This window comes from Chryseobacterium gallinarum, assembly GCF_001021975.1.
Classification (GTDB): Bacteria; Bacteroidota; Bacteroidia; order Flavobacteriales; family Weeksellaceae; genus Chryseobacterium; species Chryseobacterium gallinarum.
The window spans coordinates 2,087,908-2,114,677 of sequence record NZ_CP009928.1 but is presented as its reverse complement, the minus strand read 5'-3'; the positions used below and the strand labels follow the sequence as shown (position 1 = coordinate 2,114,677).

Genomic DNA, 26,770 nt, shown 5'->3' with positions numbered 1-26,770 from the left:
TAGTATAACAATTAATATAGTCAACAAATTTACAATTATGTGTGGAATAGCGGGAATTATAGGCAATAACGCCAGAAATTATCACGAAGAGATCCAAAAGATGACGGATTCATTAATCCACCGCGGCCCTGATTCTTCACATTATGAATTATATGAAAACGCTGCTTTAGGCCATCGCAGACTTTCCATTATCGATTTGTCTGAAAATGGAAAACAACCGATGTTCTCCAATACAAAAAATGAATGTATCGTTTTGAATGGTGAAATCTACGGATATCAGGATATCAAAAAACAATATACTGAATATCCTTACCGTGGAGGTTCAGATACAGAAGTCATTTTGGCAATGTATCAAAGAAAGCAGGAAAACCTCATTCATGACCTGCCGGGAATGTTTGCCTTTGCTATTTGGGATGATCAGAAACAGCAGCTATTCTGTGCAAGAGACAGGTTCGGAGAAAAACCTTTTTATTACGCCATAGGAAATAATAATGAATTTATTTTTGCATCAGAGATCAAAGCCATTTTAGCTTCCGGCCTGATACAGCCCAAAGTAAATCCTGAAGCCATTTCTCATTATCTGCAATATGGATATGTAAATAGCTATCAAAGTATTTACAGCAATATTTTCGCCCTTCCTCCAGCTCACCAATTGATCTGGAAAGATGGAAAGATTACAGTTTCCCGCTATTACAGCCTTCCCGCTAAAGACAGGGTGATCGGTTTATCGGATGCTAAAGAAGAGTTTATTTACCTTTTAAAAAATGCAGTTAAAAAACAACTTATTGCAGATGTTCAGGTAGGAAGTTTCCTGAGCGGAGGTCTGGACTCTTCATCTGTAGTAGCCCTCGTTGATGAATTCTTACCTCATCAGACGACCATTAGTTTTGGTTATGACCATAAAGACAGTGAACTTAAATATGCCAAAGAAATAGCGGATAAATACAAAACCCATCATATTGAAGTTCATGAACAAAAGAAAGACCTGGCAGAATCCCTGCTCAACATCTCTCCTTTTTTTGACGAACCTTTTTCCGATATTTCTTTTATTCCGCATTATGAAATATGTAAAAATGCAAGAAAAAATCTTACTGTAGCCCTTTCAGGAGACGCAGGTGATGAATTGTTTGGCGGATATCATTTTTATACGGTAGAAAATAAACTGAAAAACCACTTCAGCTATCAAAATCTCATTGCTAAGTTCGGGCTCAGTCTTTATCAGAAAATAAAACCTGTTTCTTTCCTTACTCAACAAAATCTGAAATACAACTCTATTTTGGATTTTCATCTGAATTCGGTGAGAAATGATTTTAATAAAGAAGAACGTAACATGCTGGGAATCTTCACAGACTACCAACAGAAATACAGCTTCACTCCCAACCCGAACTCATTAAACGATATCATGAGAGTTGACCTGGAAAACTATGTTCCCAGTAATATGATGGTGAAATCAGACAGAATGGCTATGGCCAACTCCTTGGAGGTAAGAACACCATTCCTGGATATTGACTTTGCTGAATTCTGCATTCAGCTCCCTGATCAATTGAAACTCTCCAATGAAAATGATAAAATTATTCTTCGTGAAACCATGGGCTCCTATTGGACAGATACCATAAGGAACAGGCATAAGCAAGGCTTCGGATTAAGTGTTAAAAGCTGGTTTGATGAAGATAACCTGATAAAGCTTTCCAATGATCTTCTGAAAGACCGAAATCAAAAGGTTTTTAATTATATTGATTTTGATGCCACTCAAAAATTTTTGAATAAGGACAACAAACACTGGAATTTGCTGCAGCTCGCTCTTTGGGCCCATAACAACCAAACCGTATTATAATGCTTGATATCTCTGTAATCATTCCCGTATATAATGCCAGCGAGTTTCTGGAAAAATCAGTTCTTTCCGCAATACCGTTTGAAGAAGTAAAAGAAGTAATTCTGGTTGAAGACAAATCTACAGACCATTCACTCGAAATCTGTAGAAGGCTGGCAGATGAATATTCTAAAGTCAAACTGTTTCAGCATCCCGACAAAGAAAATCACGGCGCTGCTGCTTCAAGAAATTTAGGAATCGAAAAATCATCCGGCAGCTTTATTACCTTTCTGGATGCAGATGATTACTATCTTCCCAACAGATTCGATGCTGAAAAAAAAATATTTGATGATCCTAAAATAGACGGAATTTTCGGTGCCATTGGTATTGAATATTTAACGGAAAAAGGAAAACAGGAATTTCAGTCAAAATTTTCAGACAATTCTCTTACAACCGTTAATTATCCTGCAGAAGGAAAAGAGGTTTTCAGAGGTCTCTTGGGACTTACACCGAAAACTTTCGGTACGTTTTTCCATCTCAACACCCTTACAATAAGAAGGTCAGCTATTGATAAACATCATTTAAGATTCAATGAAATTCTCAGGGTGCATCAGGATTCTGATTTCATCATCAAGCTGGCTTTTCATTGTTACTTAAAATCCGGAATTATAGATCAGGCTATAGCGGTAAGAGGTATACATGACGATAACAGGATTACCAAAATTGTAAAATATTCACCACAATATAACCAACGCCAGCATCTTTTCTGGAACTCCCTTTATGATTGGTCTAAGCTTCAACCTCTAGATACAGAAGCAGCACAACATATTGCTCTTCAGAAAAAGGCGTTTGAACTATCTCTGAAGAAAGGATTTTCTAAAACAGTAAGCTTATTGCTTGCCACCGTCAAAAATCCCAACATACTGAGAACAAAATACAGATTCACTTATTCTCATGAAGCTGAATAATCTACAAATATTACGGGGAATATCAGCATTGCTGGTATGTTGTTTTCACTTTTCACATTACCTTAACTTTGAGAATTTTCCCCTCGGAGATATGCTGTTCAGAAGAGGGAGCATCGGCGTGAGTGTATTTTTTGTAATCAGTGGATTTATCATGGCCTATACCACCCGGAAAAAAGATTTCAGCATCAATACCTCTAAAGAAATTACTTTATTTTATAAACGCAGGCTTATCAGGATTGTTCCTTTATATTTTTTGCTGAGTTTCAGCTGGATGGTTATGGGACAAAGTCTGATGACTTATTTCCATGGAGACGGCCTTCAAAGGCTCATCCACTCTATCCTGTTTCTTCCCCAGAAAGATATCTTTCCCGTACTGTACCTGGGGTGGTCGCTGAACTATGAAATGTTTTTTTACCTGATATTCGGGATCTCTCTTCTTTTTTATTCAAAAAGGTATATTTTCATCATCAGCTTTTTTATTTTAACCTATTTAACAGGAATTTATTTTCCACCTCAAGGTGCTTATTTCCAAATGGTAACAAGTCCTCTGAACTTATTCTTTGTGGTAGGAATAGTATTTGCCCTGATTCTTGATAAAATAGTAATTCATAAGAAATGGGCAGCACTTATTTCCGTTACCGGAATACTCACTTTTATTTTGTTTTTACTGGATATCATTACTACAACAAATGCTTTGCTTAATTTACTGGTTGTATCATTATTTGTATTTTCCTTTCTTCTGTTTGATTATACTTTTAAATTTAAAGGGAATCGTCTTTTGATTTTTTTGGGCGACATCTCCTATTCTTTGTACTTATCTCACCCCTTCGTGGAGATATTTTTCAGAAAATTTAAGGTTACAGGGTATCTTAATATTCCATATTTTATTTTTAAAATCATCGTTGTAATCGCTCTGGCAGCGTTTCTTTATCATTTCGTAGAAAAAAAGATTACTGCATTTTTAAAAGTAAAATTAAAAGCTTAAATTTCAACTTCAAAAGTGGTACTACACGGAAAAACACAAGGAGGATTTAATTTATCGTAAAAGTAGAAAGTAAAAATGAGAATATCAGTAGTTATTCCCGTTTATAATGCAGAAAAATATATCCCTCAGGCTGTGGAATCCGCTCTTCAGTTTGATGATGTTCATGAAGTCATTCTTATTGAAGACCAATCACCGGATAATGCATTAAGGGTTTGTCAGCAGCTGGCTGAAAAATATGATCGGGTAAAACTATACCAGCATCCTGACAGAAAAAATCATGGAGCAGGCCCAAGTAGGAATCTGGGAATAGAAAAATCAACCGGTGACTTTGTTGCTTTTCTGGATGCGGATGATTATTTTTTGCCCAACAGGTTTGATGCTGAAAAAGAACTTTTCAAAAATCCCGCAGTAGAGGGAGTCTATGGAGCACTTGGTGTTCATTATTATTCCGAAAAGGCAAAAGAGCAATACTATCAGTTATTTGGTGACAGATTGACCACCGTTTACAAAAAATATACTCCCAAAGAAGTTTTCCCCGGACAAATCCATATGCTGGGGAGTTTTGGTTTATTTAGTATTGATACACTCACGCTGCGCAGAGATGCTTTGGTGCAAAAAATGAAATTTCTATTCAAACCCCACTTACAACTTCATGAAGATACGGAATTTCTTTTCCGTTTATCTTATTATTTAGATCTGTATCCGGGAAATATTGACCAGGCTGTTGCCATGAGAGGAGTGCATGAAAATAATAGGATAACCAAAGTGGATACAGGTATAGTAGATCCCGCAGTATCTCGGGAATTGCTGTGGAGGGAAGTCGATTTATGGGCAGGAAGGGAAGAATCCATTTCTGAAGAAATTAAAATCCATATCAAAAGAATGCATCGCAGTTTTGAAATTGCAAAAGCCCCTACGGTAAAAAAATGGGGAATGATTCTTAAATATTTATTCACCGATTATAAGAGTATACGTTCCGGTTTATATAATATCAACTTCAGGTATTCCCTTTTATGATGGCAATTGTTTAAGCGAGGTGTTAACAGGTTGTAGAGCAAAAGAATAAATGAACCCTGTTTATTCATTTTTAAATCATTTTTTTAGTGTTTAAGTCTTTACAATTGATTATATTGCATTAGTTTTTCTCACAGATGACACAAAAAGATTCGTTTAGCTCAACAATGAAAATTTCAGTAATTATTCCCGTTTACAATGCAGAAAAATATGTGACCCAGGCAGTAGAGTCTGCTCTCCAGTTCAGTGAAGTTTTCGAAGTCATTTTAGTGGAAGACAAATCTCCTGACAATGCATGGCAGGTATGTCAGAATCTTGCGGAAAAACATGAGCGGGTACAACTTTACCAGCATCCTGACAAAGGAAATCATGGAGCCGGACCAACAAGAAATTTAGGGATAGAAAAATCTTCCGGGGATTTTATAGCCTTTTTGGATGCGGATGATTATTTTTTGCCCAACAGGTTTGATGCTGAAAAAGAACTTTTCAAAAATCCTGATGTAGAGGGTGTCTACGGAGCGCTCGGTGTTCACTATTATTCCGAGAAAGCAAAAGAACAATATTATTCATTATTCGGCGACCGGCTTACGACAGTTTATAAAAGACATATCCCCCAAGAGGTTTTTCAGGGACAGATATACATGCTGGGGAGTTTTGGATTGTTTAGCATTGATGCATTAACGATACGCAGGGATTCTTTAATGAAAAAAATGAACCCGTTGTTTAAATCCAGTTTAAGATTACACCAGGATACTGAGTTTTTATTCCGTCTGTCTTATTATCTTGATCTTTACCCAGGCATTTTGGATAAAGCAGTTGCAGTGAGAGGTGTACATGAAGATAACAGAATTACCCTAGTAGATTCTAAGAAAATCAATCCGGCTACTACCAGAGTTCTTCTGTGGAAAGAAGTAAATGATTGGGCTTCCGGTGAAAGCACAATGCCGGAGAATATAAAAAAACATATCAAAAGAATGCACAGAAGCTTTGAGATTGGCTGTGCTCCTTTACCGAAAAAATGGGGAATGATTTTAAAATATCTGTTTATTGATTACCCAAGTATACGTTCCGGTATCTATAATATTAATTTCAGGAGGAATCTATTTTAAATTCTTCCTATCCAATAAAATAGAATCGGCAATCTGAGCTGTAAAGATCTTACCGGATTCTTTATACATATGATTTCCATCTGTATATGTATAATTTTCAGGGTTTGAAGATAAATCAAAAAATTTCACACCGTTTTCTTTAGCTATATTTTCTATCCTTTGGCTAAAATTGGGATCGTATCGATCTTCAAGTTCCATCATGCCTTTGAACGCAGGGATTCTTACAATATAAACAGACCCTTTATCTCTAAGATATTTGATCATATCAACAAACCCATTTAGTCTGAATTGTGAAATTTTCTGCGTTTGCAGCAGGTTGGTATATCCTTCGATCTTTTTAACTGCTCGGGCACTTACACTATCTGGATGAACATCAACGCTTACTTCCATCCATCCGTCTTTATGCAAATATGTCGCAGATCTCCCAATTTCTTCCCTTTCTTTATAAATATTAAACCAACTTCTGGGATAGTGTTTTAAGAGATATTCATAATTCGGTGTCATGTTAAAAAAATGCATATCTGCCATAGTAGAGTTTTTATCCGGATCGTCTTTTGAATGTTCCAGACTTTTATCTAATGACAGACACCAAGGATCAACAGTTAAAATAAAAATTCCGTCTTTAGTATCAAGATTGATTTTTTTCTTTAAAGCCTCAAAATATACTTGGCCGTAGGGAGAATCACCGATGTTCAAAGCAAAATTATTAAACGTTCTACCTTTTATTTTTTCATTCAAAACAAAAGGAACCATTGCTTGTGCGCCACGGGAATCTCCCAGAATAATATTGGAGGGTTCCGGGCCAATAAAATGTCTGTAATTATCATCTGTATTGCCATCCGCATACGTTCCGAGAAACAACAGAACAGCAACTACTGCAACAATATAAAACGATATTTTAAATAAAAACCTTTTCATATTAAAATTGTTCATAGATAAAGCTACCATTTCCAAACACCCCATAATACATGATCATAAAAATTAGGAAAATATAAAAAAGTCTTCTTGTAACAGGTTGAAACCTACTGATTTCAAGACCATGTTCCTGTTCTTTATTTATCCAATCTATCAAAATAATAATGCCAATTAATCCTAAAATTTTAACTTTAATAAATTGGGGAATTGAAAAAAGTGAAAGGCTGAAAATTTTTCCATACATTCCGAAAGCATCTTTTAAGCTTGGTGCTACAAAAAGAACCAATGCAAAACAAACCAACATCATAGTATAGAGAATATTTCCTAATTCTTTAACCGTAGGAATGCTTTTAGATAATTTTTTCTTTTTATTAATCTGATTATTTACAACCAAAGGGACATAATAAAGTCCTTGAAGTGCTCCGTAAACAATAAAAGTCCAGCTGGCACCATGCCAAAAGCCTACAATTACAAAATTGAGAAAAACAGCCAGCATTAATCCTTTTTTATCATAGTCACGAAAAGCGATTACCAGTGGTGTAAAAACATATTCTGTAAGCCAGGAGGTTAATGAAATATGCCACTTTCGCCAATAGTCTGCTATATTCTGGGCAAAAAGGGGGAAAGCAAAATTCTTAGTTGTTTTAAAACCTAATAATTTCGCAATACCTATTGCCATGTCTGAATATCCTGAAAAGTCTGCATACATCTGAAAAAGGAAAAGTATAGCACCAAAAGCAACTGTACTTCCTGAAAGATGTTCATAATTTTGAAAAATATCTTGAGTAATTGGAGAAATATTATTAGAAACAACTAATTTTTTAAAAGCTCCTAATAGAATTTGCCTTGCTGCATCAGTACCGCTTTCCAGTGTGAATACTCTTTCTTTCTTTAATTGAGGGAGTAACAATCCACCTTTATCAATAGGACCGGAAGTCATACTTGGAAAGAAAGCAATATAATTAAAGAATGCCAATACATCTGTTTCCGCCTTTAATTTATTATTTTTAATATCTAGTATGTAACTAATCATTCTAAAGGTATAGAAGCTAATCCCCAGAGGTAAAATTATTTTTAATGTCAAGTCACTTTTAATTCCGAATAAATCAGCAAAAGATTCTATAAAGAAATTAAAATACTTAAAGTATAGTAATGTCCCTACTGAGAATAATAAACCCATATTCACCCAAATGTTTTTTGAGGGGCCATTATCTGAAATTTTTAATCCTAAAAAATAAACTACCGTTGAACTTCCCATCAAAAGTATAAGGAATCTCCAGTCCCAATATGCATAGAATAGATAGCTCCCCAATAACAGGAATATATTCTGTGCTTTAAGATTCTTACCCAAAATCCACCAGTAAATGGCAAAAAATACGGAGAAAAAAAGAATAAATACTAATGATGTAAACTGCATTATCAGTTACTATTTAAAAGTTCAATAATTCCATAAGGAAGCATTAAAAAAGCTACTTTTCGGTTATTAAAAAGAATCGCTTCTTTAGGTGGAGAAATCAACATCCCGCCGTTTTGCGTGAGGAGATCTATTGTTGTCACAATATCTTCAACTTCGTAGCAAATATGATAATAAGAAATCCTCTTTTTCAGAAGATTTTCAACCGGTTTTCCGGAAACAAACTCGATGTTTAAACCGTCTTCAACCGTTACCATACAAAGTTCGGCCTGTTGGTTCGGATCAAAAACAACGGGAGTTTCTTCAACAATCTTATGGAGCTTTCTGATGTTTTGAAGTTCGGTCTGTATATCTTTACAGGCAACCCCGACATGATGAAACTTCATTATAGTTTCGCAGCTATAGAATCTGCCATTTCACCTACATTATTCCAGCTCTGAATTTCTGAAGATGTAAAGCGAATCCCAAAAGCTTTTTCTACAGCTACAATAAGCTGGATATGAGAAAGAGAATCCCATTCTTCCACATCATTTGCTGTAGTTTCAGCGGTTAAAGTAATTTCCTCATTATCCAATTCTTCGCGAAAAACATTTGATAATTGGTTCAAAATTTCATTTCTGTTCATAGTAGTATTATGTTTGAATTATTTATTTCTGTTTTATTTTCAAAAATGAGGCATACATGATGGCAATTTTTCTTTTCTCAGCTTTTTCAATATCAATATCCTCACTGGCAAAGCTATTTTCATCAACGATCTCCAATCCAGCCTCATGAATCAAATCCCGAATCTCCTGAACATTGTTAAACAAATAAATATGGTCTATAGAAGGTGCATTGGTTGGCGTTGTAATAAAAATTGTTCCTTCTGGTTTTATTAAATCTTTTACTTTTTTCAGTAATGATAAAGGATCTTCAACATGCTCCAGAACCTCACCCATGGTGATAAAATCTTTCTTTCCGTCTTGATCCGTATAATCAAATATATTTTTAAGATGATAAATAACTTTATCGTTTTTTATTAAACTTTTTGTAAGTTCCAAAGAAGATTCGCTAATATCCAGAGCCTCAAAAGTACAATTATCCATTCCTATTTTTTCCATTGCGGCTTCAAAATAAAGACCATGTCCCGCCCCAATTTCAAAATAAGAATTTATTGGTGAATATTTTTCTATATTACTTTTAAAATAATGATAAACAAAATAATGATGTTTCCATAAGAATTGAGAGAGCAACAACCCATGCATATGAGAAACCATAACATCTGGATTATCATACATTGCTTTATTTACTTCTTCAAATGATGTATTTCTATATTGGCCAGTCCTCGTAAAATCAAGCATTTCTTCATTAAAATCACTAATCATTTTAAGGTAATAATTGATTGAATCATCAAAGGATAGATTCTTTTTCTCAAGAATATCTTTATACTTTTTAATAAAGGTATTAAAATCAGATATATAGTTATTCTCCTCTTTTAAAGACAAGAAATTTTTCTGGAGCTTTTTACCATGAATGGTATTTTTAGCTGCAATACTTTCAATTAAATGTTCAATTTCCATATTTATTTGGTGCTAATGAAAACTTCTTTTTGTTGATAATCATCTACATTCAATATCCATCTTCCCTCTTGTTCAGTAAATCCTAACTTCTCATAATGGTCTTTTACCATTTGGTTTTTAGCGGTAGGAAGATATTCCCCCACAATATATTTATACCCGTTTTTTTGAGCAATGTCCACAATAGTGTTCAGCGTAAAATCTTCCATTCCCCGTTTCAATACCCGGCAGCTCATCAGCCAGGTATCAATGAAAAGTGTCTCTTCATTTTTCTTTTCAAGAACAATGACACAGATCAATCCGTTGTCACCATATTTATCTTCCAGTGTGAAAGAAATGGTATGATGATCATCAGAAGACATTAAATTTTCGATATCCTGCTCTGTATATCTTATTGTTCTCAAATTAAACTGATTGGAACGCTGTGTTAACTGAGATACCCTTGGCTTTGAAAAACTATTGAAAGCCTGTACATCAGACACCATATTCATACTTTTAAGAAAGTCTTCCACATTGGTAAAACTTTCCAGGGCAATGACACGTTGCGCTTCCACCTGGTATTGCTTTGTTCTTTCAGTGTCATTTTCTGAAAAACTGGCGGTTTCAAAAAGATTTAAACTGTATAAATATTCCAGATATTCAGCAGGATCCTCTGGAAGTTCCGGCACACAAACCTCCGGAAGATTTTCCCTTACAATATTTCTTTCAAACGGATTATCATCCAAGAATACCATGGAATCAAATCCTATATTCAAAATCTGCTGGATTTTCCTGATATTATCTGCCTTATTTTCCCAATTGGCTACAAACACAGCTATATCATCCAATTTAAGAACCATATCCGGGTGTTTTTCGAACGGTTCTTTCGCCTTATCTTCATCATTTTTACTACAAACAGCTATGATTATCCCTCTTTTTTGAAGGGCCTTTACCCAATGCTGGAATTCTGTAAATGCTTTTCCAATGCCTAAACTTCCGATTTGAATTTTTTCAAGACCATCATCTCCAATAATTCCGCCCCATGTCGTATTATCCAGATCAAGAATAAGACATTTTTTAAATTTCCCTTCCAATGAAGAAATAATACTTACCATATGATGTGCTACAACAGGAAGAGCATCTAAAGAAAGAACCATTTCTGTATTGATATAGATGTTGGGCGAAAACATGAAATCCCGTCCCCATTTATTCTGGATGGAAAGTAAATCTGCAATGAAGAAATTATCATTTTTAATGGCCAATTCTGCCGAAAGGAGATAATTAAGTTTATTTTGCTGAAAAATAAAAGAAGATTCTACTTTCGTTGAAAAGTTTCCAAAAATCTGATTGTTGATTCCAGGAAAATTACAATAAATCACCCTGCTTTTTGTTCTGCTTTGGATGGTGCGATAAAGTTCTGCAATATAATTGATCTTATTTTCAGCAAAAGCATTCTGCGATCCTGAAAATTTATAATATTGGCCTAACAATTTATGGGAGGACTCGAAAATGATGGTATAATCTGCATCAAATTCATAATATTCTGATGAAGGATCCAAAATCTGGCGAGATACCTGTCCGAAATCCGCTTCAAAGATTTCAAAGTTAATGCCTTCATTAATAGCTGTTCCTTTTAAAGCAATATTCAAAAACTGAGTTGCTGTATCACCCAATAAAGCTACTTTCACTTTTTTAAGCTGCTGAATATTTTTGCGGAGGTCTTTTTTAAGCTCGGAAAACGTTCTGTACATACATGATTTTTTATTGTATTAATTAGGCTGTGCTCTGTTTCCAGCTACCGCCCACCCGCTCTTTTGATGTCTTTGGGAAGAATCCTGTAGTATTGAACTTTTAAATAATACATATATTGCATATGTACCGGGAATCTTTTTGATTTCCATAATTGTGTTTACTTTATTACAAAAATAAAAATTTTTATCTGATATTCAACTTTTTCAGATAGTCTCTCGATGGTTTTTCAATAAATTGATAAAATAAAATTGAAGTAATAATTACAACAACCATATAAATCCAAAAAATATAATCTATAGTAAGTTCATATTTTCTCCATTTCAGAATCTCTCTCAAAATATACAAAACAGGAATATGGGTAATATAGACAGCATAACTGGCCTCTCCCAAATACTCCAGAGGCTTTAATGAAAATAATTGAGTCAGCATACCATTATTCCTGGATATCAAAATAATAAGCGGAATAAATAAAAGAGCCATCAGACCATTGTGATAAAAAAGCGGAACAAAAATGAGCGATAACAGGATAAGGATGAAGACTACAACTACAGGAATATCATAATTCTTCGGGGCAGAGTGTTTTATAAAAAAGATTCCCGCAAGGTTACCTGCTAAAAATTCATTAATATGCATCAACGGAAAATAATACAGAAACTCGTGGCTTTCCGTATGAGGTCCCTGATAATAGGAAGATCCTGCATACAGGTTAGAAAATACCTGTGTAATGATCCAGATGATTACAGTAATTACCCAGACACTTTTGTTGTTTTTGGAATAAAAATAATTATAAAGTACTGGAAAAATAAGGTAAAATAAAAATTCTACAGAAATAGACCAGCCCGGGAAGTTCAGAATCATGGCTTCCCCGGGAATCCAGCTCTGCAGTCCTAATAAATACAAAATCCCTTTGTAAACAGTGAAGTTTGAATATCTTGTTATCAGGTAAAGCAATAGTCCTACCACATACAACGGGTAAATTCTTGCAAACCTGTTTTTATAATAATCAAGAAATTCAATCTTATCTTTCCTATGATAGGCAACAATCATAATAAAACCGGAAAGAATAAAGAAATAGCTTACTCCTACATTGGCTTTCAGAAAAATATTTGAAATATAATCTATTTTATAGAGAAACAGCTCTTTGTTAAAATGTGAAATGACAATTGCCATCGCAGCAATGAATCTGGTAAATGTAATCTGACTAATTTTCATAAAAACTGCTTAAACAGTCACATTATAAGCTTGAGTTAAACGTTTCTTTATCCAGATATATTTCATTTCAACAATAGTTCACAATTAAATTTCAGACAAACAAAAACAGCAGTTTCTAAGCCTCATCAGAGGAAATATTTATTTAATAAAAACGCCGATGTATTTTCCTTCGTATTCTACTACGGTGGTCTCTATATTATTCTTTTCACAAAAATCCTGATAAGCAGAATTATCTCCGATATCATCACTAATGAACACTCCTCCTTTTTTCAGGTGTTTGTAAAGCTCATTATAAGCCCACACCCTTCCATTATAGCTTTTATCAGAATCATAATGAAGAACATCGAATACCGGATTTTCAGAAAATATTTTAGGCAATGATTCCTTGTCCGCAAAACGGAATAACTTCCAGTGGCTTCTGAGATTTTCAGGAACTACATATCCTACATACTGGTCACCATCCTGGGCAAGATATGGCATATCTGAACTGTACAGCGTTCCATTTCTTTTAGCCAGGGATAAAAGACTCGCTAAAGAAGACCATCCGTAGGCTACTCCTGTTTCTACAACTTTTTGGGCACTGGCAAACTCACAAGCATAATAAATCAGCTCCAGAGCACCAGGGCCTCCCATTTTTACAGGACATTCCTTTTCCCTTTGAGCAGCATCTGTCAAAACATTACGAAACTCGTCACGAAAACGATTTATCTCAAACCCAAAAAGTGTGGAAATAGCTTCTTCCTGTGATACAGCCCTTTCAGCAGCCCAGGAGTTTGTCTTTTCCTTCCCTTTAAACGCATTGCCTCTATTAACTGTATTTTTAATAATTTTCCGGCCCAGTTCCGGATAAAGATCAGGCCTTTTCAGATATCCTATAAAAGTTTTGAGAACTCTTGTTATTTCACTCACTGTGTTAACTTTAATAAAAACAAAAATAGAGATTTTTTTTTCATTTATCTAAAAACAGGTTATATTTGTGAAACTCAAATGAAAAAATGACATCTACTTTCCCGCTATGAAAAATGCCGTTACAGAATCAGGACTTCATTTTTCAATGAACAATTTACTCCCCGTTGATGGCCCAACAACTTATCTATTTTATGTGCTGAACAACACCGGAATTTACAGATATAGCAAAAGTAACGGAAAGCAGAAATTAATTTCAATACGTTTAAAACCATATGAAGTTTTCCATACTTATAGCTCACTACAATAATGCTGCATTGTTCAAGGAATGCTATGACTCCATACTCAACCAGACCTATCCTGATTGGGAAGCCATTATTCTGGACGACGGTTCTTCAGAAAACCAAAAAGAACAGATACAGAAGATTATTGCAGGAAATGAAAAGTTTCAGTTTTTTGAAAATAAAAAAAACTCCGGTGTAGGCGTTACAAAAAGTAAACTTATTGAGCTGGCTTCAGGAGAAATCTGTGGCTTTGTAGACCCGGATGATGCTATCCTTCCCACTGCCCTTGAATCCGCCATCAATGTTTTTAAACGTAAGAAGAAGGTAGTGCTTACTTACTCGCGATTCATGGCATGTGACAAAGACCTTAATCCTGTTGCCCCATTCAAATCGGCAATGCAGGTAAAAAACGGAGATCCTTATTTTTTCAATTATCCTATCCAGATTGGTCACTTTACCACATTCAGAAAGAATGTTTATGAAACAACCGAAAAAATGAATCCGGAATTGAGGATTGCAGAAGATCAGGATCTGTATTTAAAGATGTATGAAAAGGGAGATGTCTATTTCATCAACGAAACCAATTACCTTTACAGGGCACATGCCGGAGGAATCTCTCAAAACAGCAATAAAACAAAATCTTACGATTATTTTGCCCGGGTTATTTTTGATACCATGAAGAGAAGAAACCTCAAAAGCATCAATGGAAAAAAAATCCCGGAAAAATATAATGACCATAAGGAGATTTTTACCCTTCTGGATTATAAAAACGGCATTTTATACAGGATCAAGAAAAAAATCTCTATTACTTTACAAAAACTTTTCAGATAATGTCAGAAAATAAGAAAATAAAAGTTCTTTTCAGACACCGGTCTATGGAGATGGGTGGTGTGGAAAAAGTTATACTCAGTATGCTCAATAATCTTAATCCTGACAAATTTGAGATCACAATATTCCTCAATATGAACCAGGGAGAGCTTCGTAACGAAATTCCTGCACATGTAAAAAAAGTATACCTTACACAAGGAAAAGAAAATTTTTCTCAAAATCCTCTGATTCATAAACTGCAGCTTATCCGCAGAAGGCTAAAACTTTCAAGAGCCTTAAAAAATGCTAAAATATCTGACCGCATCTTAGGAAATAAAAAGTTTGATGTGGAAATTGCACCCTCCTATTCCACCTTCTCTTCGGTTAATAATTCCAGCAATAAAGCTTCCAAAAAAATAGGATGGTTTCATTCAGAGATCAATTTACCTGCCCTGCAGCCATTGGTTCCTGAGATTATTGAAAATTTTCCGAAGTTCGACCATATGATCTACTGCTCCCAAAGGATTAAGGAAATGATGCACCGCTATTATCCGGATTTACAGTATCCAGCAGAAAGTGTCGTGATTAATGCCATTCCTTTGGAAGAAATCAAAAGAAAAGCTGAGGAAAAAATAGAGTCTCTTCCTGAGGGGCCTGTTTTTGTATCTGTAGGAAGGCTTCACCATAGAAAAGGATACCATAAGCTCATTGATGCCCATAAAAAACTTATTGATGAAGGATTTCACCACACTGTTTTAGTACTTGGAAGCGGTGAGGAAATGAAAAATCTGACGGAACAGATTAAGGCTAATAATGTTCAGGAAACATTTATACTATGTGGCAATAAAATGAATCCTTACCCTTATATCAAGAATGCGGATTATTTCATTCTTCCTTCTGAGTCTGAAGCCTGGCCATTAGTCATTGCTGAAGCGCTGATTCTTCAGAAGCCTATCATCGCTACAGATACCGGTGATGTTGGTATTATGATCAGGGACCGTGAAACAGGCTACCTGATTAACTATGACACTAATGAAATGTATGAAGCTATGAAAATTTTTCTTTCTGATCCTGAACTTATTGCCAGAATCAGAAAGAACCTTGAAACCATAGAAGATCAATTTGACAATCAGAAGATTTTCAATGCTGTGGAACAGATTATAGAAGAACTTTATCATCAAAAATAACCTGTACCGTTCGTTTATTCATCTTCAAAGTTTTCTTTACCAATAATAGTAACCAAATCGGAGATAGTTTCCATATCCTTGAATTGGTCAGTATCAATTTGCCGGTTAAAATTTTCATCCACGAAAGCAATAATCGACAGGAAACTGATTGAGTCATAATTTTCCAGTTCCTTCAGCCTGGTTTCCAGATGAAGTGTCTGGCTTTCTCCTAATTCTTCTTGTAATTTTTCTAAAAAAATGGAAGTCTTCATATATTTTGATTTGTGATTCATCATTTTAAAATTCCAGCAGCGTAGCTCCCCAGGAATATCCCACCCCAAAACCAGCTATCAGAATTTTATCTCCTTTTTTCAACAGTTTTTTATCCATCATATTTTTCAATGCAATCGGAATTGTTGCAGAAACTGTATTTCCTGTGTTTTCCATATCAATATAGAATTTCTCTGCAGGTATTTTTATTTTTCTTCTCAGATAATTCAGCATAAATGAATTAGCCTGATGAAAGACAAAATAATCAATATCCTCCATCGTCAGTTGATTAAGTTCCATCGTTTCTTTCACCAGTCCCGGGATATTTTCTATCGTAAAATTAAAAATTTCCGGGCCATTCATATAGAGGTTTTCCGGATCAAATTCGTGATTCGGATTAAATTCAGAATCTCTCCGGAATGCCCCTTTTTTCACAATAAGGTTTTCAGCCCCACTTCCATCGGTACCCAGGCAAAACTGATAATCTGAAACATCCTCATTTTTCTCAATAATGACAGATGCAGAAGCATCCCCAAATATACAACGGTTTCCTTTATCTTTGGGATGAATATGCTTGGTATAGGTCTCTGAGGTGACCAATAATATATTTTTGGCTATTCCCGCGGCAATTAAACCCTTAGCAAAAGCAAGACCATAAACAAACCCGGAACAACCCAGATTAAAATCCATAGCCCCGATATTCTTCCTTAAACCCAGTTTATCCTGTAAAATACAAGCGGTAGTCGGCAAAAAATAATCCGGACTTTGAGTACAGAAGAGGATAAAATCAATAGCATTCCTGTCGTAATCCTTAAAAATCTTTTCTGTAGATTGTATGGCAAGATCCAATACCGTCTCATTTTCCGAAGAAACATGACGCTGTGCAATTCCTACTTTTTCCTTGATTCTTTCAGAACTCCATTCAGGAAATTCTCTTTCCAAATCCTTATTGGTAAGAACTTGTTCGGGCAAATAATATTCTATTTTAGAAATTTTTATCATATAAATTCTTTTCTTTGTAAGAGAAAAACAAATTGTAAATAATGATATTCATATATCGTCTTATATTAAAAATTCATACCACTTATCAATATCTTATCCAGAGAATTTATCTCAAAATTTGTATTGCTAAAGGACTAAAGGTAGGAAAAAATGTTCGTTTTGTAGAAGTTCCGGAATTTGGAACTGAGCCTTTTTTAATTGAAATAGGCGATGAAACCACATTTTCCAACAATGTAAGATTCATCAATCATGATGGCGGATATAATGCTTTACACTTTTTTGAAAAGTACAAAGATGTGAGAGCATTCGGAAGAATAAAAATCGGCAAACAATGTTTAATCGGGGCCGACACGATTATCATGCTGGGGGTAGAGATGGGAAACAATTGCGTTTTGGGAGCAGGATCTATACTTACGACTTCTATGCCGGACGGAACAGTCTATGCAGGAGTTCCTGCAAAATATATCTGCACCATCGAGGAATATGGAGATAAAGCGTTAAAAAATAACGTGATGTACCCCAGAGAACTGGAACTGGACAGACCCAAATTAGAAGCTTATATAAAAGAACACCTCCCTCATACCTATAAACCTATAAAAAAATAAATGTCTGAAAAAAAGAAAATCCTTATTAGAATAGGTTCCCTGCGCCATGGTGGAGCAGAAAAAGTATTGATTAACTTCCTCAAAAATCTTCCGGAAGACAAATACGAAGTGGACCTGCTGATCAATCTGTATACCGGCATGTATATTAAAGAAGTGCCATCATGGGTCAAATTGCATTATCTGCTGAAAGGAGAAATGATCACCACCAACAAGCCCCATGAAATTCCTGTAAAAGCCTTCAGGGTACTTTATCAGAAAATGTTCATCTGGTTCCCTTCCCTGTTATATACATTTATTTTAAAAAATAAGAAATATGATGTAGAAATAGCAGCCATCCACGGAATGTACAAAGAGCTGTTATCCAGCCCACAGAAGCATTCAAAAAAAATAATCTGGATACAAAATGACATCTTCAATTTAAAAGAATATACTCCGGATATTATCAGGCAATTTTTCAGATTCGACAGAATACTGGTTATTTCAAACAAGCTGAAAGAAGAAATGCAAAAGCTTGCCCAAAATGAAAGGGAAAAACAGTCTGTCATTAAAATATACAACCCTATTGACAAAGAGGATACTTTACAAAAAGCGGATATAAAGATTAATGATTTTCCTTTTTCAAAAGATCTTCCAACCTTTGTTACGGTAGGAACCGTTTATCCGCAAAAAGGCTATGACAGGCTCCTGAATGTTCATAAAAAACTAATGGATGAAGGGCTGAAACATCAGATTATCATCATTGGGGATGGCTTTGACTTTGAAAACATTCAATCCCAGCTTCATCAGCTGGGGCTTCAGGAGACCGTAAAAATGCTGGGATTCAGAAGCAATCCTTATCCTTATGTAAAACAGTCGGATTTCTATATTATGTCTTCAAGACATGAAGGTTTTCCTACCATTATTGCCGAAGCCCTTATTCTGAACAAACCGGTAATCTCTACTGATGTTTCAGGAATCAGGGACCTGCTTCAGGAAGGAAAACTTGGAATTATCAACGCTAATTCAGAAGAAGGGATCTATGAAGGAATGAAAAAAATCCTTACCCAAAAAGAACTTGCCGGGCATTATGAAAAAGAAATAGCCAATACCGACCTGCCTTTTGTCCTGCAAAAGTCTGTAGCTCATCTTCAGGAAATTATTGATAAAGTATAAAATTTTGTCATGTCAGATTACACAGCAATACAGAAAGATTTTTACAGAGAAAGTGGCCGGTGGCTTTCCACTTTTCAAATTTGGGCCAAATGTATTAATCCTAACCTACACTATGTTTATATTCTTAGAAAAGCCCAGAAATACAGAAAAAAATCTATTGCCGGTTTATTCTGGAGGCTTCTGTTAAGACATTACCAGATCAAATATGGTTTCCAGATTTACCCTGAAACCGAGATTGGGGAAGGTTTTTATCTGGGCCATTGGGGAGCACTGGTAATCAATCCTAAAACCAGGATCGGGAAAAATTGTAATATCGCTCAGGGTGTTACCATAGGACAGCAAAACAGAGGAAAAAATGAAGGATTTCCTGTGATTGGTGATGAAGTATGGATAGGCCCTAATGCAGTTATAGTAGGCAGCATCCATATCGGGAACAATGTATTGATCGCTCCCAATGCGTTTGTCAATTTTGATGTTCCGTCCGATTCTATGGTTATGGGGAATCCGGGAAAAATCTACCCTTCATTAGATGCTACGAAAGCATATATCAACAACAAGGTATGATATCCGAAAAAAATTAAGAATATTTTAATCATCAGATTTCAATTTGTAAATTTTACTTTGTAATTTTATCATAGTTTATTAACGTTTGAATTATTGCATAACAGATCTTCATCTGAACAGCCATATAATAGCCATATTACATATGATTTTAAGCATATTTTAATATTAAACTTTGTTAAAAGTGAATAGTTTTTCAGCAAAAAGTATATTTTTGCATAATTATTGATTCGGTCTATTGATTTTAAAAATAATTTAAACGAAATAAATAATTATAAGCCTTTTAAAATTTAAAATTATGTCACAATCGTACGAAGTTATTTTTGAGAACAATAAAAAATGGGTAGAATCTAAGATGGCAGAAGATCCCAACTTCTTTAAAGAATTGGCTAAAACTCAGCATCCGGATTATCTTTATATAGGATGTTCAGACAGTAGAGCTACAGCAGAGGAATTGATGGGGGCAAAACCAGGAGAGGTTTTTGTTCACAGAAACATTGCAAATGTTGTAAATACTTTAGACATGAGCTCCACAGCAGTTATTCAATATGCTGTAGAACATCTGAAAGTAAAACACATTATCGTATGTGGCCATTACAACTGCGGTGGTGTAAAAGCAGCGATGACTCCCCAGGATTTAGGATTACTGAATCCATGGCTGAGAAATATCCGTGATGTTTACAGATTGCACCAGGCTGAGCTGGATTCTATCGAAGATGAAGATAAGCGTTATGATAGATTGGTTGAGCTTAATGTTCAGGAACAATGTATCAATGTTATCAAAATGGCCTGCGTACAGGAAAGGTATATCTTAGAAGAACATCCTATTGTACATGGCTGGGTATTTGACCTTAGGACAGGTAAGATCATCGATTTGGAAATTGATTTTGAGAAAATCTTAAAAGATATTCAGAAAATCTACAACCTTACCGGTTCTGATTGGATCATGAGCAGAAAAACCAAGTAGTTTTTTCTAAAAAAGAATGTAAAATGAAATTCTGGAGTATTATTGTATTGACGTTCTTTCTGAATTTTACAGCGCTGCCGAGCATTGCTGCGGTATTAGGCTGGGATATTCTGAGAACCAATATTATAGTCAATGAAGAAGAACCGCATTCTCATCCATCCTCTTTTATTGTTTATGAAAAAGCGATTCCGAAAACTTTGGATGTGTTTGATTATCTGAAGTTTTCTGAACCTGATCTTCAGGGTGGATCCTTTATACTGATCGATGATTCTTTTCATCTGTCACCTTTACTTACTATATTTTCTCCGCCTCCGGAAGCTTAATTTTAAAGTATAATTAGATTATTTTTTATTACGGTGTTCACGTCATTTCTGATCGTGAATATCACCTGTGCTTTGAAATTAATTTTCCAATCTTTTATAATTGATAGGTTTAAAATCAATCAATCAGTTATACTATTTTTCAAAAAATCATGAAAAAAACATCATTATTAGGAGGAATCAAAGAGAATTTCCCTTCCGGGCTCGTTGTATTCTTAGTAGCACTGCCTTTGTGCTTAGGAATCGCTTTAGCTTCCGGCGCTCCTCCGTTATCCGGAATTATTGCGGGTATTGTAGGAGGTCTGGTTGTAGGAGCGATCAGCAATTCAAATATTTCAGTTTCAGGTCCTGCCGCTGGTTTAACAGCAATTGTATTAACGGCAATAACAGACCTTGGTGCCTTTGAACTTTTCCTTTGTGCCGGGATTATTGCAGGACTTATCCAGCTGATTTTGGGATTTGTAAGAGCTGGAAGTATTTCCAATTATTTTCCCAACAACGTTATTGAAGGAATGCTTGCCGCCATCGGGATCATCATTATTTTAAAACAGATCCCTCATGCATTAGGTTTTGATAAAGATTATGAAGGGCATGAATCAATATTCGATAACGGTCTCAACTTCAATTATTTTACGGAACTTTTTGGAGCCATTCATCCTGGGGCGATCCTTATTACCCTGGTATCCGTAGCAATTCTTATTGCATGGGATAAAATACCGGCTTTAAAAAGACTGAAAATGTTGCCGGGAGCATTGGTGGCTGTAACAGCCGGAATATTAATCAATGAATTATTCAAACTTTCCGGAAGTTCTTTAGCCATTTCAAAGGAACATTTAGTATCCTTACCGGTTCCAGCATCCCTGGATGACTTCAAAAACCTGATCACTATGCCTGATTTTGCTGGTTTCACCAATCCTAAAGTATGGATTGTGGGAGCAACTATTGCCATCGTAGCTTCCATTGAGACTTTACTTTGTATTGAAGCATCAGACAGGTTAGACAGGCAAAGAAGAATTACAGATACCAACCTTGAACTTAAAGCTCAGGGGATAGGGAACCTTATCAGCTCATTCATCGGAGGGCTTCCTATGACTTCTGTAGTAGTAAGAAGTTCGGCAAATGCCAATGCAGGAGCAACTTCCAAAGTCTCTGCCATGATTCATGGGGTATTGCTGCTTGTATGCGTTCTTACCATTCCTTTCATTCTTAACCTTATACCGCTTGCAACACTGGCTGCTGTATTGATTCTGGTAGGATATAAATTGGCTAAACCTGCTACTTTCAAGCATTTCTGGCATCTTGGAAAATTCCAGTTTGTTCCATTTATCGCAACTGTGGTAGCTGTAGTAGCAACTGATTTGTTAAAAGGTGTCGGAATTGGTCTTGCCATCTCTATTTTCTACATTCTTCAGGGAAATATGAAAAGAGCTTATTATTTAAGCAGAGAAAAACTGGACAATGCAGACGGAATCAAAATCAAGCTGGCGGAAGAAGTTTCATTCTTAAACAAAGCCGCCATTAAAAAAACCCTTAAAAACATTAAACCCAACTCTACAGTAACTATTGATGCAAAAGAAACCTCTTATATTGCAACAGATGTTCTGGAAATGATCCAGGATTTTGCCAATATCCGGGCCAAGGAAGAAGACATCAATGTAGAGCTTTTAGGTTTTAAAACATCATACAGGGATTATGAAAGAAGTGAGGATTCTCATATTCTGATTACCCATAAAAGAGCGATGTAAGCTCATTATCAATTAATTTTAACTTTAAAATTCGAAAACATTATATGAAAGCACATACATACGAAACACAGTCGACAATTACTCCTGAAAAAGCATTAGAGTTTCTAAAAGAAGGAAACCAAAGGTTCGTCAATAATCTTAAAGCAAACAGGGATCTTCTGGAACAGGTAAATGCTACCCGTGAAGGGCAATGGCCATTTGCTGTGGTTTTAAGCTGTATAGATAGCCGTACTTCTGCAGAGCTGATCTTTGATCAGGGATTGGGAGATATTTTCAGTATCAGAATTGCCGGTAATTTTGTGAACCAGGATATCCTGGGCTCAATGGAATTCGGATGTAACGTTGCCGGTTCCAAATTGATTGTCGTTTTAGGCCATACTAAGTGCGGAGCTTTAAAAGGAGGTCTTGACGCTGCTCAGATTGAAGGTTTGGGAATGGATAATCTTAATCACCTCATCAATCATTTCAGCCCAATCATTGACCAGGTGATCGAAGAAAATGAAGAACGTTCATCAAAAAACAGCTCGCTATTAGAAAGACTTAACCAGCAGAACGTAAGGAATGCCATTGAAGAAATCCGCAAACAAAGTTCAACACTTAAAAAACTTGAAGAAGAAGGTAAAATCAAAATCGTGGGAGCGAATTATGATGTTGAAACAGGTGCTGTAACCTGGTTATAGACCTTCAGCATTCACAGCTAGTTACAAAAAAATAATACATAAACAGAGCATAGCTCAGATAAATTGATTGGAAATTAATTTTTAAAGCACATCAGAAGGCCATCGGAATCCGATGGCCTTTATTGTATAAACCGAGTGGAGTTATTCAAGTTAACTTACTTACCATTAAATGCAGACATCGTATTATTGATCCCTGCAAAAACAAAAGAAAGACTTGCCTTAGAGAAAGTTTCAATTCTTTCCGGAAGTTTCTCAGCTTCTTCTTCATTCCATGTGCCAAGGACATAATCTACCTGTCGGCCTGCTGCAAAATCTGCGGAAATTCCGAAACGTAGTCTAGCATAATTTTGAGTCTGCAGCATTTCATTAATGCTTTTAAGACCATTATGACCTGCATCAGATCCTTTTCCTTTCATTCTTAAAGTTCCAAAAGGAAGAGCCAGATCATCCGTTACAATCAATACATTTTCTAAAGGAATATTCTCTTTTTGCATCCAGTATTTCACGGCATTTCCGGAAAGGTTCATATAGGTATCCGGTTTAAGAACAAAAACTTTTCTTCCTTTATATTTTCCTTCAGCCATCCAGCCAAAATTAGCTGTATTGAATGAGGTGCCGAGAGCATCAGCTATTTTTTCGGCTACTTTAAATCCTATATTATGTCGTGTATTTTCATATTCAGAGCCTTTGTTACCCAGCCCAACGATTAAATATTTCATCAGAAATTTTTTGCAAAATTAAGAGATAAAAAATAAAAAACTCAATCCTGGCAGATTGAGTTGTTGTATTATTAAAAAAATTATTTTATTGCGGTTTGTAAATGTAATTCACACCATACCCTTTTGTCATATAGGTTTGAGGATCATATACGTAGTTAGTACTTTTTACAACCGGAGTCGGAACCGGTGGCATTAGGTCAGTTGCCGACCATCTCTTGGGATTGTTTGGAGATAATATAAGGCTCTCCTTATCATTAATAATGGTAGACAACAGCCTTGAGATTTTATAAGCCTGCGGCAATAATGTGAACGGGCTGATCTCATTATCATACGCAAAATACTCGTAGCTGTATTTTCTGTTAGCCGCACCGTGTATACCACCTGCCATTGGCCCGTAATGTCTTACTACTTTAGATACATTGTCTCCTGAATAGGTATATGTCGTATTGGAATAGTCTGTAAAGGCAAATTGCTGTCCGGTAATTTCCGGTCCGTTTTCCATAACAATAGATTCCAGTTTACCCGTAGTAGCGTTGAATTCGATTTTGTAATGCGATTTTTCCTTTCTCAATAATGTCTGAGGGCCAGGGGTTGTTGCCGGTGGAACCGGAGGTGTTCTTCTAAAAATAAAACGTGTTTCAGAGATGACATCCAGTTTATTATTAACATAAGTAAATAATTGTGTGTAGGATACACTGTCTTTATCCAGCTTTCCATTTCCATCCAGATCTAGAAAGCCATTGAAAGTAACCTGGCTTATTTTGTCGCCACTATACATAATATCAGTAACTGATGCGCTATCGGTAAGTACTTTTGTCACAAGAAGACCACTGTAATGGTATTCTGCCAACGTATCTTTATCAGTAATTTCTCTATATAAAGCTCTGGGCCCGGTCAGGCCGGTATTATTGTTCAGATCCAGTAAAGGATCTCCATCCTCATCCAATAAACTCTTACATGAATGTACTGAAGAAAGGCCTGCTATTAATAAAATAAAATAGAAAAGTTGTTTCATTTCCTGGGGGTTGATTATTTTTTCACAAATATAATTTTTTTTGACAAAAAAATTATAGAATTATTTATATTCCAATGAGATTCATAAAGATATTCCCACTATAGGTTTTTATAGGTAAATACAATATTCTGGTTTTTCTCAACAAGTGGATACCCTTGCTGGTCATAAGAATAGGTTTGTGCAGTATTTACAGGTGCAGCAGGTGACGGCAGCTGGAAATACTTTGACGTAGGGTTATTCGGGGAAGCTTTATACAAATGACCCGGACTGATCAGGCCTCTTATGATAAAAAACGGTTTCGGTAATGTAGAATATGGGCTTTTCTGGGTATCATAGTTCTGAAAACTATATTTACTCACTACTGCTGTTGCCATATTCGGTGTTCCATTGATATCCAACATTCCTTTAGATACTGTAACCTGGGCTATATTCTCCCCTGAATAGGTAAATAGATTTTCTACAAATACATTATAAGCTGTTATTCCACCAACCTTTCTTTTTTCAAGAACTTTGGTAAGTTTCCCGGCAGTATCGTAAGTAAAGGCAAGATCACTTACATAGGCTGCTCCCGCATTCACAGAAGTGGCCACACAAGAAGCGTTATAAATATTCCCCTTACCATCGGGGGTAATATCAAATGTGTAATTCATACTGGTAGAGGCTGTACTTACAAATTTGATATTGGTTATTTTCTTGTTGGTATAAGTTACCGTTCCTGTATAATTGGCATTGGTATTCACTTCATCTTTGAAGACTGCTTTTTCCAGAACTCCTGCAGTGGTAACAAATTCTTCTTCAGAACTGGCGTTCACACTCACCTTTGACAGAATCTTTTGGGGTGGCGCTCCTTCATCAGGATTGGGTATGGATTCGGTGGGATCTGAAGTCGTATTACATGAAGCCAGCAAGCCCAGCAAAGCAAAGCCGGCGAAAATTTTAAGAAAATAGTTTTTTGCCATATAAAATAATTTTAGCACGTTCAAATATAATTCAATTTTTGATAACAGCCTCTAATTTATTCAAACAAATTCACAACAAACAGTCTTAATAAACAGAAAAAATCTAAAAACATAACGTTTTTAGATTTTAATTATTGCATTATTATGAAAATTAGTAAGGCTGCAGTACAGAGACTGTCAATACAGATTGCGACATATCACTGCTTAAAAAATTGGTGTTTACTGCTCTGCCTATACCAAGGGTCGTATTGTTAAGGGTTCTGTTGATACATGCTACCTTTACAACATATTTGTTTTTGGGGACAAGATTCGCCAAAGTGGCATTAAGGTTAAAGATCTTGTATGCTCCGCTTTCTCCCAGCAATACATCTGTTCTTACCGCTTTAAGTCTATCATCTACAAAAACTCCACACGCAAAACTCGCAGAGGCAGAACCGTTATTTGTTTTTTGCGCCGTGGTCTGGAACGAAAATGTTACTTTATTCGTTGCATTCGTCACGGAGAATGTATCCGTAGCTCCAGGCAGCACCGTCCAGTTTCCTGTTAAGGCATCATTTTCGTTATAAGGGACGGCACTTCCACTGGTATTGAATGAAACTCCTGTCTGATCCGCAACCGTATTGATGGAAAACAAAGACATACTGCCTTGCCCGTCTGCAATTTTAATATTCTTCCAGTCGTTGGCCGCCATAGAAGAATTATTATGAAAAATATCCCCTGCGTTTCCTGCGGAGCCTTTCAGCAAATTGGTCCCTCCTGTTCTTAATTCTTTTCTGATATTGATATCCCCGTTAACATCCAGCATATTAACCGGATCTGTTGTTTTAATCCCCACCTGGGCGTTTATACATCCTGCAACAAACAAGGATACAACAAAAAATATTTCTTTCATAATTCG

The 26,770-nt window shown here is 35.7% G+C and carries 28 protein-coding genes; 14 read left to right on the top strand and 14 right to left on the bottom strand.

Going from position 1 to position 26,770, the window contains the following annotated elements; translation table 11 throughout:
• Window positions 1–37: 37 nt before the first annotated feature.
• The 5 genes from asnB (at window position 38) to OK18_RS09485 (ending at window position 5,886) form a co-directional block, all read left to right on the top strand.
• Window positions 38–1,834, top strand: coding sequence for an asparagine synthase (glutamine-hydrolyzing) (asnB, locus tag OK18_RS09505; protein WP_053327856.1), 1,797 nt, complete (start codon window positions 38–40; stop codon window positions 1,832–1,834).
• Complete coding sequence (locus OK18_RS09500) at window positions 1,834–2,778, top strand: glycosyltransferase family 2 protein (protein WP_053327855.1); 945 nt, start codon at window positions 1,834–1,836, stop codon at window positions 2,776–2,778. The genes asnB and OK18_RS09500 overlap by 1 nt, the downstream gene beginning before the upstream one ends.
• Entirely contained in the window at window positions 2,765–3,763 is a 999-nt protein-coding gene (locus OK18_RS09495) for an acyltransferase family protein (protein ID WP_082129171.1), read from the top strand. The genes OK18_RS09500 and OK18_RS09495 overlap by 14 nt, the downstream gene beginning before the upstream one ends.
• Before the next feature lie 75 nt (window positions 3,764–3,838).
• Window positions 3,839–4,780, top strand: coding sequence for a glycosyltransferase family 2 protein (locus OK18_RS09490; RefSeq protein ID WP_053327853.1), 942 nt, complete (start codon window positions 3,839–3,841; stop codon window positions 4,778–4,780).
• A gap of 164 nt (window positions 4,781–4,944) precedes the next feature.
• The gene (locus OK18_RS09485) at window positions 4,945–5,886 is read left to right on the top strand and encodes a glycosyltransferase family 2 protein (RefSeq protein WP_053329341.1); all 942 of its coding nucleotides are present in this window, start codon (window positions 4,945–4,947) and stop codon (window positions 5,884–5,886) included.
• Here the strand turns inward: OK18_RS09485 and OK18_RS09480 are convergent.
• The 8 genes from OK18_RS09480 to OK18_RS09445 form a co-directional block, all read right to left on the bottom strand.
• The gene (locus OK18_RS09480) at window positions 5,878–6,804 is read right to left on the bottom strand and encodes a hypothetical protein (RefSeq protein WP_228377717.1); all 927 of its coding nucleotides are present in this window, start codon (window positions 6,802–6,804) and stop codon (window positions 5,878–5,880) included. The genes OK18_RS09485 and OK18_RS09480 overlap by 9 nt on opposite strands.
• Before the next feature lies 1 nt (window position 6,805).
• A complete protein-coding gene (locus OK18_RS09475; protein WP_167336359.1) occupies window positions 6,806–8,059 on the bottom strand; it encodes an MBOAT family O-acyltransferase in 1,254 nt (417 codons plus the stop codon).
• 161 nt (window positions 8,060–8,220) lie between these two features.
• Complete coding sequence (locus tag OK18_RS09470) at window positions 8,221–8,601, bottom strand: VOC family protein (RefSeq protein WP_053327851.1); 381 nt, start codon at window positions 8,599–8,601, stop codon at window positions 8,221–8,223.
• The gene (locus OK18_RS09465; RefSeq protein ID WP_050020501.1) at window positions 8,601–8,840 is read right to left on the bottom strand and encodes an acyl carrier protein; all 240 of its coding nucleotides are present in this window, start codon (window positions 8,838–8,840) and stop codon (window positions 8,601–8,603) included. Before OK18_RS09465 ends, OK18_RS09470 begins: the two co-directional genes overlap by 1 nt.
• A gap of 22 nt (window positions 8,841–8,862) precedes the next feature.
• Window positions 8,863–9,774 carry a class I SAM-dependent methyltransferase gene (locus OK18_RS09460; protein ID WP_053327850.1) on the bottom strand — a complete coding sequence of 304 codons (912 nt, stop codon included), beginning with the start codon at window positions 9,772–9,774 and terminating at the stop codon, window positions 8,863–8,865.
• Between the two features lie 2 nt (window positions 9,775–9,776).
• Entirely contained in the window at window positions 9,777–11,501 is a 1,725-nt protein-coding gene (locus tag OK18_RS09455) for an HAD-IIIC family phosphatase (protein ID WP_053327849.1), read from the bottom strand.
• A gap of 184 nt (window positions 11,502–11,685) precedes the next feature.
• Complete coding sequence (locus tag OK18_RS09450; protein ID WP_053327848.1) at window positions 11,686–12,714, bottom strand: acyltransferase family protein; 1,029 nt, start codon at window positions 12,712–12,714, stop codon at window positions 11,686–11,688.
• A 138-nt stretch (window positions 12,715–12,852) separates the two neighbouring features.
• On the bottom strand, window positions 12,853–13,623 hold the full coding sequence (locus OK18_RS09445) for a class I SAM-dependent methyltransferase (RefSeq protein WP_053327847.1): 771 nt from the start codon (window positions 13,621–13,623) through the stop codon (window positions 12,853–12,855).
• Between the two features lie 272 nt (window positions 13,624–13,895).
• On the opposite strand from OK18_RS09445, the gene OK18_RS09440 reads away from it, so the two are divergent.
• Entirely contained in the window at window positions 13,896–14,735 is an 840-nt protein-coding gene (locus OK18_RS09440; RefSeq protein WP_050020495.1) for a glycosyltransferase family 2 protein, read from the top strand.
• The gene (locus OK18_RS09435) at window positions 14,735–15,898 is read left to right on the top strand and encodes a glycosyltransferase (protein ID WP_053327846.1); all 1,164 of its coding nucleotides are present in this window, start codon (window positions 14,735–14,737) and stop codon (window positions 15,896–15,898) included. Before OK18_RS09440 ends, OK18_RS09435 begins: the two co-directional genes overlap by 1 nt.
• A gap of 14 nt (window positions 15,899–15,912) precedes the next feature.
• On the opposite strand, the gene OK18_RS09430 is transcribed toward OK18_RS09435, so the two are convergent.
• Together OK18_RS09430 and OK18_RS09425 are read right to left on the bottom strand one after the other, a co-directional pair.
• Window positions 15,913–16,149, bottom strand: coding sequence for a phosphopantetheine-binding protein (locus tag OK18_RS09430; RefSeq protein WP_157837417.1), 237 nt, complete (start codon window positions 16,147–16,149; stop codon window positions 15,913–15,915).
• A gap of 25 nt (window positions 16,150–16,174) precedes the next feature.
• Window positions 16,175–17,149, bottom strand: coding sequence for a 3-oxoacyl-ACP synthase III family protein (locus OK18_RS09425; protein ID WP_050020492.1), 975 nt, complete (start codon window positions 17,147–17,149; stop codon window positions 16,175–16,177).
• A 41-nt stretch (window positions 17,150–17,190) separates the two neighbouring features.
• Here OK18_RS09425 and OK18_RS09420 point away from each other — a divergent pair, with 41 nt between their 5' ends.
• From OK18_RS09420 to OK18_RS09390, 7 genes are all read left to right on the top strand, one after another.
• Window positions 17,191–17,754 (top strand): acyltransferase, encoded by a 564-nt coding sequence (locus OK18_RS09420; protein ID WP_053327845.1) that lies wholly within the window; start codon window positions 17,191–17,193, stop codon window positions 17,752–17,754.
• Window positions 17,755–18,906: a glycosyltransferase gene (locus OK18_RS09415; RefSeq protein WP_053327844.1), complete on the top strand. Its 1,152-nt coding sequence runs from the start codon at window positions 17,755–17,757 to the stop codon at window positions 18,904–18,906. It abuts the gene before it with no gap.
• A 9-nt stretch (window positions 18,907–18,915) separates the two neighbouring features.
• On the top strand, window positions 18,916–19,470 hold the full coding sequence (locus tag OK18_RS09410; protein ID WP_053327843.1) for a serine O-acetyltransferase: 555 nt from the start codon (window positions 18,916–18,918) through the stop codon (window positions 19,468–19,470).
• A 295-nt stretch (window positions 19,471–19,765) separates the two neighbouring features.
• Window positions 19,766–20,434 (top strand): carbonic anhydrase, encoded by a 669-nt coding sequence (locus OK18_RS09405; protein ID WP_053327842.1) that lies wholly within the window; start codon window positions 19,766–19,768, stop codon window positions 20,432–20,434.
• A 23-nt stretch (window positions 20,435–20,457) separates the two neighbouring features.
• The gene (locus tag OK18_RS09400; protein WP_053327841.1) at window positions 20,458–20,757 is read left to right on the top strand and encodes a hypothetical protein; all 300 of its coding nucleotides are present in this window, start codon (window positions 20,458–20,460) and stop codon (window positions 20,755–20,757) included.
• Between the two features lie 149 nt (window positions 20,758–20,906).
• A complete protein-coding gene (locus OK18_RS09395; protein WP_050020488.1) occupies window positions 20,907–22,499 on the top strand; it encodes a SulP family inorganic anion transporter in 1,593 nt (530 codons plus the stop codon).
• Between the two features lie 44 nt (window positions 22,500–22,543).
• Entirely contained in the window at window positions 22,544–23,179 is a 636-nt protein-coding gene (locus tag OK18_RS09390) for a carbonic anhydrase (RefSeq protein WP_050020487.1), read from the top strand.
• Window positions 23,180–23,334: 155 nt separating this feature from the next.
• Here the strand turns inward: OK18_RS09390 and pth are convergent, their stop codons facing one another.
• From pth to OK18_RS09370, 4 genes are all read right to left on the bottom strand, one after another.
• A complete protein-coding gene (gene pth, locus OK18_RS09385) occupies window positions 23,335–23,898 on the bottom strand; it encodes an aminoacyl-tRNA hydrolase (RefSeq protein WP_050020486.1) in 564 nt (187 codons plus the stop codon).
• Window positions 23,899–23,983: 85 nt separating this feature from the next.
• Window positions 23,984–24,913 carry a hypothetical protein gene (locus tag OK18_RS09380; protein WP_053327840.1) on the bottom strand — a complete coding sequence of 310 codons (930 nt, stop codon included), beginning with the start codon at window positions 24,911–24,913 and terminating at the stop codon, window positions 23,984–23,986.
• A 98-nt stretch (window positions 24,914–25,011) separates the two neighbouring features.
• A complete protein-coding gene (locus OK18_RS09375) occupies window positions 25,012–25,872 on the bottom strand; it encodes a hypothetical protein (RefSeq protein WP_053327839.1) in 861 nt (286 codons plus the stop codon).
• A gap of 151 nt (window positions 25,873–26,023) precedes the next feature.
• Window positions 26,024–26,764 carry a hypothetical protein gene (locus OK18_RS09370; protein ID WP_053327838.1) on the bottom strand — a complete coding sequence of 247 codons (741 nt, stop codon included), beginning with the start codon at window positions 26,762–26,764 and terminating at the stop codon, window positions 26,024–26,026.
• Window positions 26,765–26,770: the final 6 nt, after the last annotated feature.

Coding starts and splice junctions, on each gene's coding strand:
- OK18_RS09370 (WP_053327838.1), bottom strand. CDS start 26,764: ATGAAAGAAATATTTTTTGTTGTATCCTTGTTTGTTGCAGGATGTATA.
- OK18_RS09490 (WP_053327853.1), top strand. CDS start 3,839: ATGAGAATATCAGTAGTTATTCCCGTTTATAATGCAGAAAAATATATC.
- OK18_RS09495 (WP_082129171.1), top strand. CDS start 2,765: ATGAAGCTGAATAATCTACAAATATTACGGGGAATATCAGCATTGCTG.
- OK18_RS09465 (WP_050020501.1), bottom strand. CDS start 8,840: ATGAACAGAAATGAAATTTTGAACCAATTATCAAATGTTTTTCGCGAA.
- OK18_RS09480 (WP_228377717.1), bottom strand. CDS start 6,804: ATGAAAAGGTTTTTATTTAAAATATCGTTTTATATTGTTGCAGTAGTT.
- OK18_RS09500 (WP_053327855.1), top strand. CDS start 1,834: ATGCTTGATATCTCTGTAATCATTCCCGTATATAATGCCAGCGAGTTT.
- OK18_RS09430 (WP_157837417.1), bottom strand. CDS start 16,149: ATGAAGACTTCCATTTTTTTAGAAAAATTACAAGAAGAATTAGGAGAA.
- OK18_RS09485 (WP_053329341.1), top strand. CDS start 4,945: ATGAAAATTTCAGTAATTATTCCCGTTTACAATGCAGAAAAATATGTG.
- OK18_RS09460 (WP_053327850.1), bottom strand. CDS start 9,774: ATGGAAATTGAACATTTAATTGAAAGTATTGCAGCTAAAAATACCATT.
- OK18_RS09470 (WP_053327851.1), bottom strand. CDS start 8,601: ATGAAGTTTCATCATGTCGGGGTTGCCTGTAAAGATATACAGACCGAA.
- OK18_RS09400 (WP_053327841.1), top strand. CDS start 20,458: ATGAAATTCTGGAGTATTATTGTATTGACGTTCTTTCTGAATTTTACA.
- OK18_RS09415 (WP_053327844.1), top strand. CDS start 17,755: ATGTCTGAAAAAAAGAAAATCCTTATTAGAATAGGTTCCCTGCGCCAT.
- OK18_RS09475 (WP_167336359.1), bottom strand. CDS start 8,059: ATGGGAAGTTCAACGGTAGTTTATTTTTTAGGATTAAAAATTTCAGAT.
- pth (WP_050020486.1), bottom strand. CDS start 23,898: ATGAAATATTTAATCGTTGGGCTGGGTAACAAAGGCTCTGAATATGAA.
- asnB (WP_053327856.1), top strand. CDS start 38: ATGTGTGGAATAGCGGGAATTATAGGCAATAACGCCAGAAATTATCAC.
- OK18_RS09420 (WP_053327845.1), top strand. CDS start 17,191: ATGATATTCATATATCGTCTTATATTAAAAATTCATACCACTTATCAA.
- OK18_RS09450 (WP_053327848.1), bottom strand. CDS start 12,714: ATGAAAATTAGTCAGATTACATTTACCAGATTCATTGCTGCGATGGCA.
- OK18_RS09405 (WP_053327842.1), top strand. CDS start 19,766: ATGTCACAATCGTACGAAGTTATTTTTGAGAACAATAAAAAATGGGTA.
- OK18_RS09395 (WP_050020488.1), top strand. CDS start 20,907: ATGAAAAAAACATCATTATTAGGAGGAATCAAAGAGAATTTCCCTTCC.
- OK18_RS09410 (WP_053327843.1), top strand. CDS start 18,916: ATGTCAGATTACACAGCAATACAGAAAGATTTTTACAGAGAAAGTGGC.
- OK18_RS09455 (WP_053327849.1), bottom strand. CDS start 11,501: ATGTACAGAACGTTTTCCGAGCTTAAAAAAGACCTCCGCAAAAATATT.
- OK18_RS09425 (WP_050020492.1), bottom strand. CDS start 17,149: ATGATAAAAATTTCTAAAATAGAATATTATTTGCCCGAACAAGTTCTT.
- OK18_RS09435 (WP_053327846.1), top strand. CDS start 14,735: ATGTCAGAAAATAAGAAAATAAAAGTTCTTTTCAGACACCGGTCTATG.
- OK18_RS09390 (WP_050020487.1), top strand. CDS start 22,544: ATGAAAGCACATACATACGAAACACAGTCGACAATTACTCCTGAAAAA.
- OK18_RS09375 (WP_053327839.1), bottom strand. CDS start 25,872: ATGGCAAAAAACTATTTTCTTAAAATTTTCGCCGGCTTTGCTTTGCTG.
- OK18_RS09440 (WP_050020495.1), top strand. CDS start 13,896: ATGAAGTTTTCCATACTTATAGCTCACTACAATAATGCTGCATTGTTC.
- OK18_RS09380 (WP_053327840.1), bottom strand. CDS start 24,913: ATGAAACAACTTTTCTATTTTATTTTATTAATAGCAGGCCTTTCTTCA.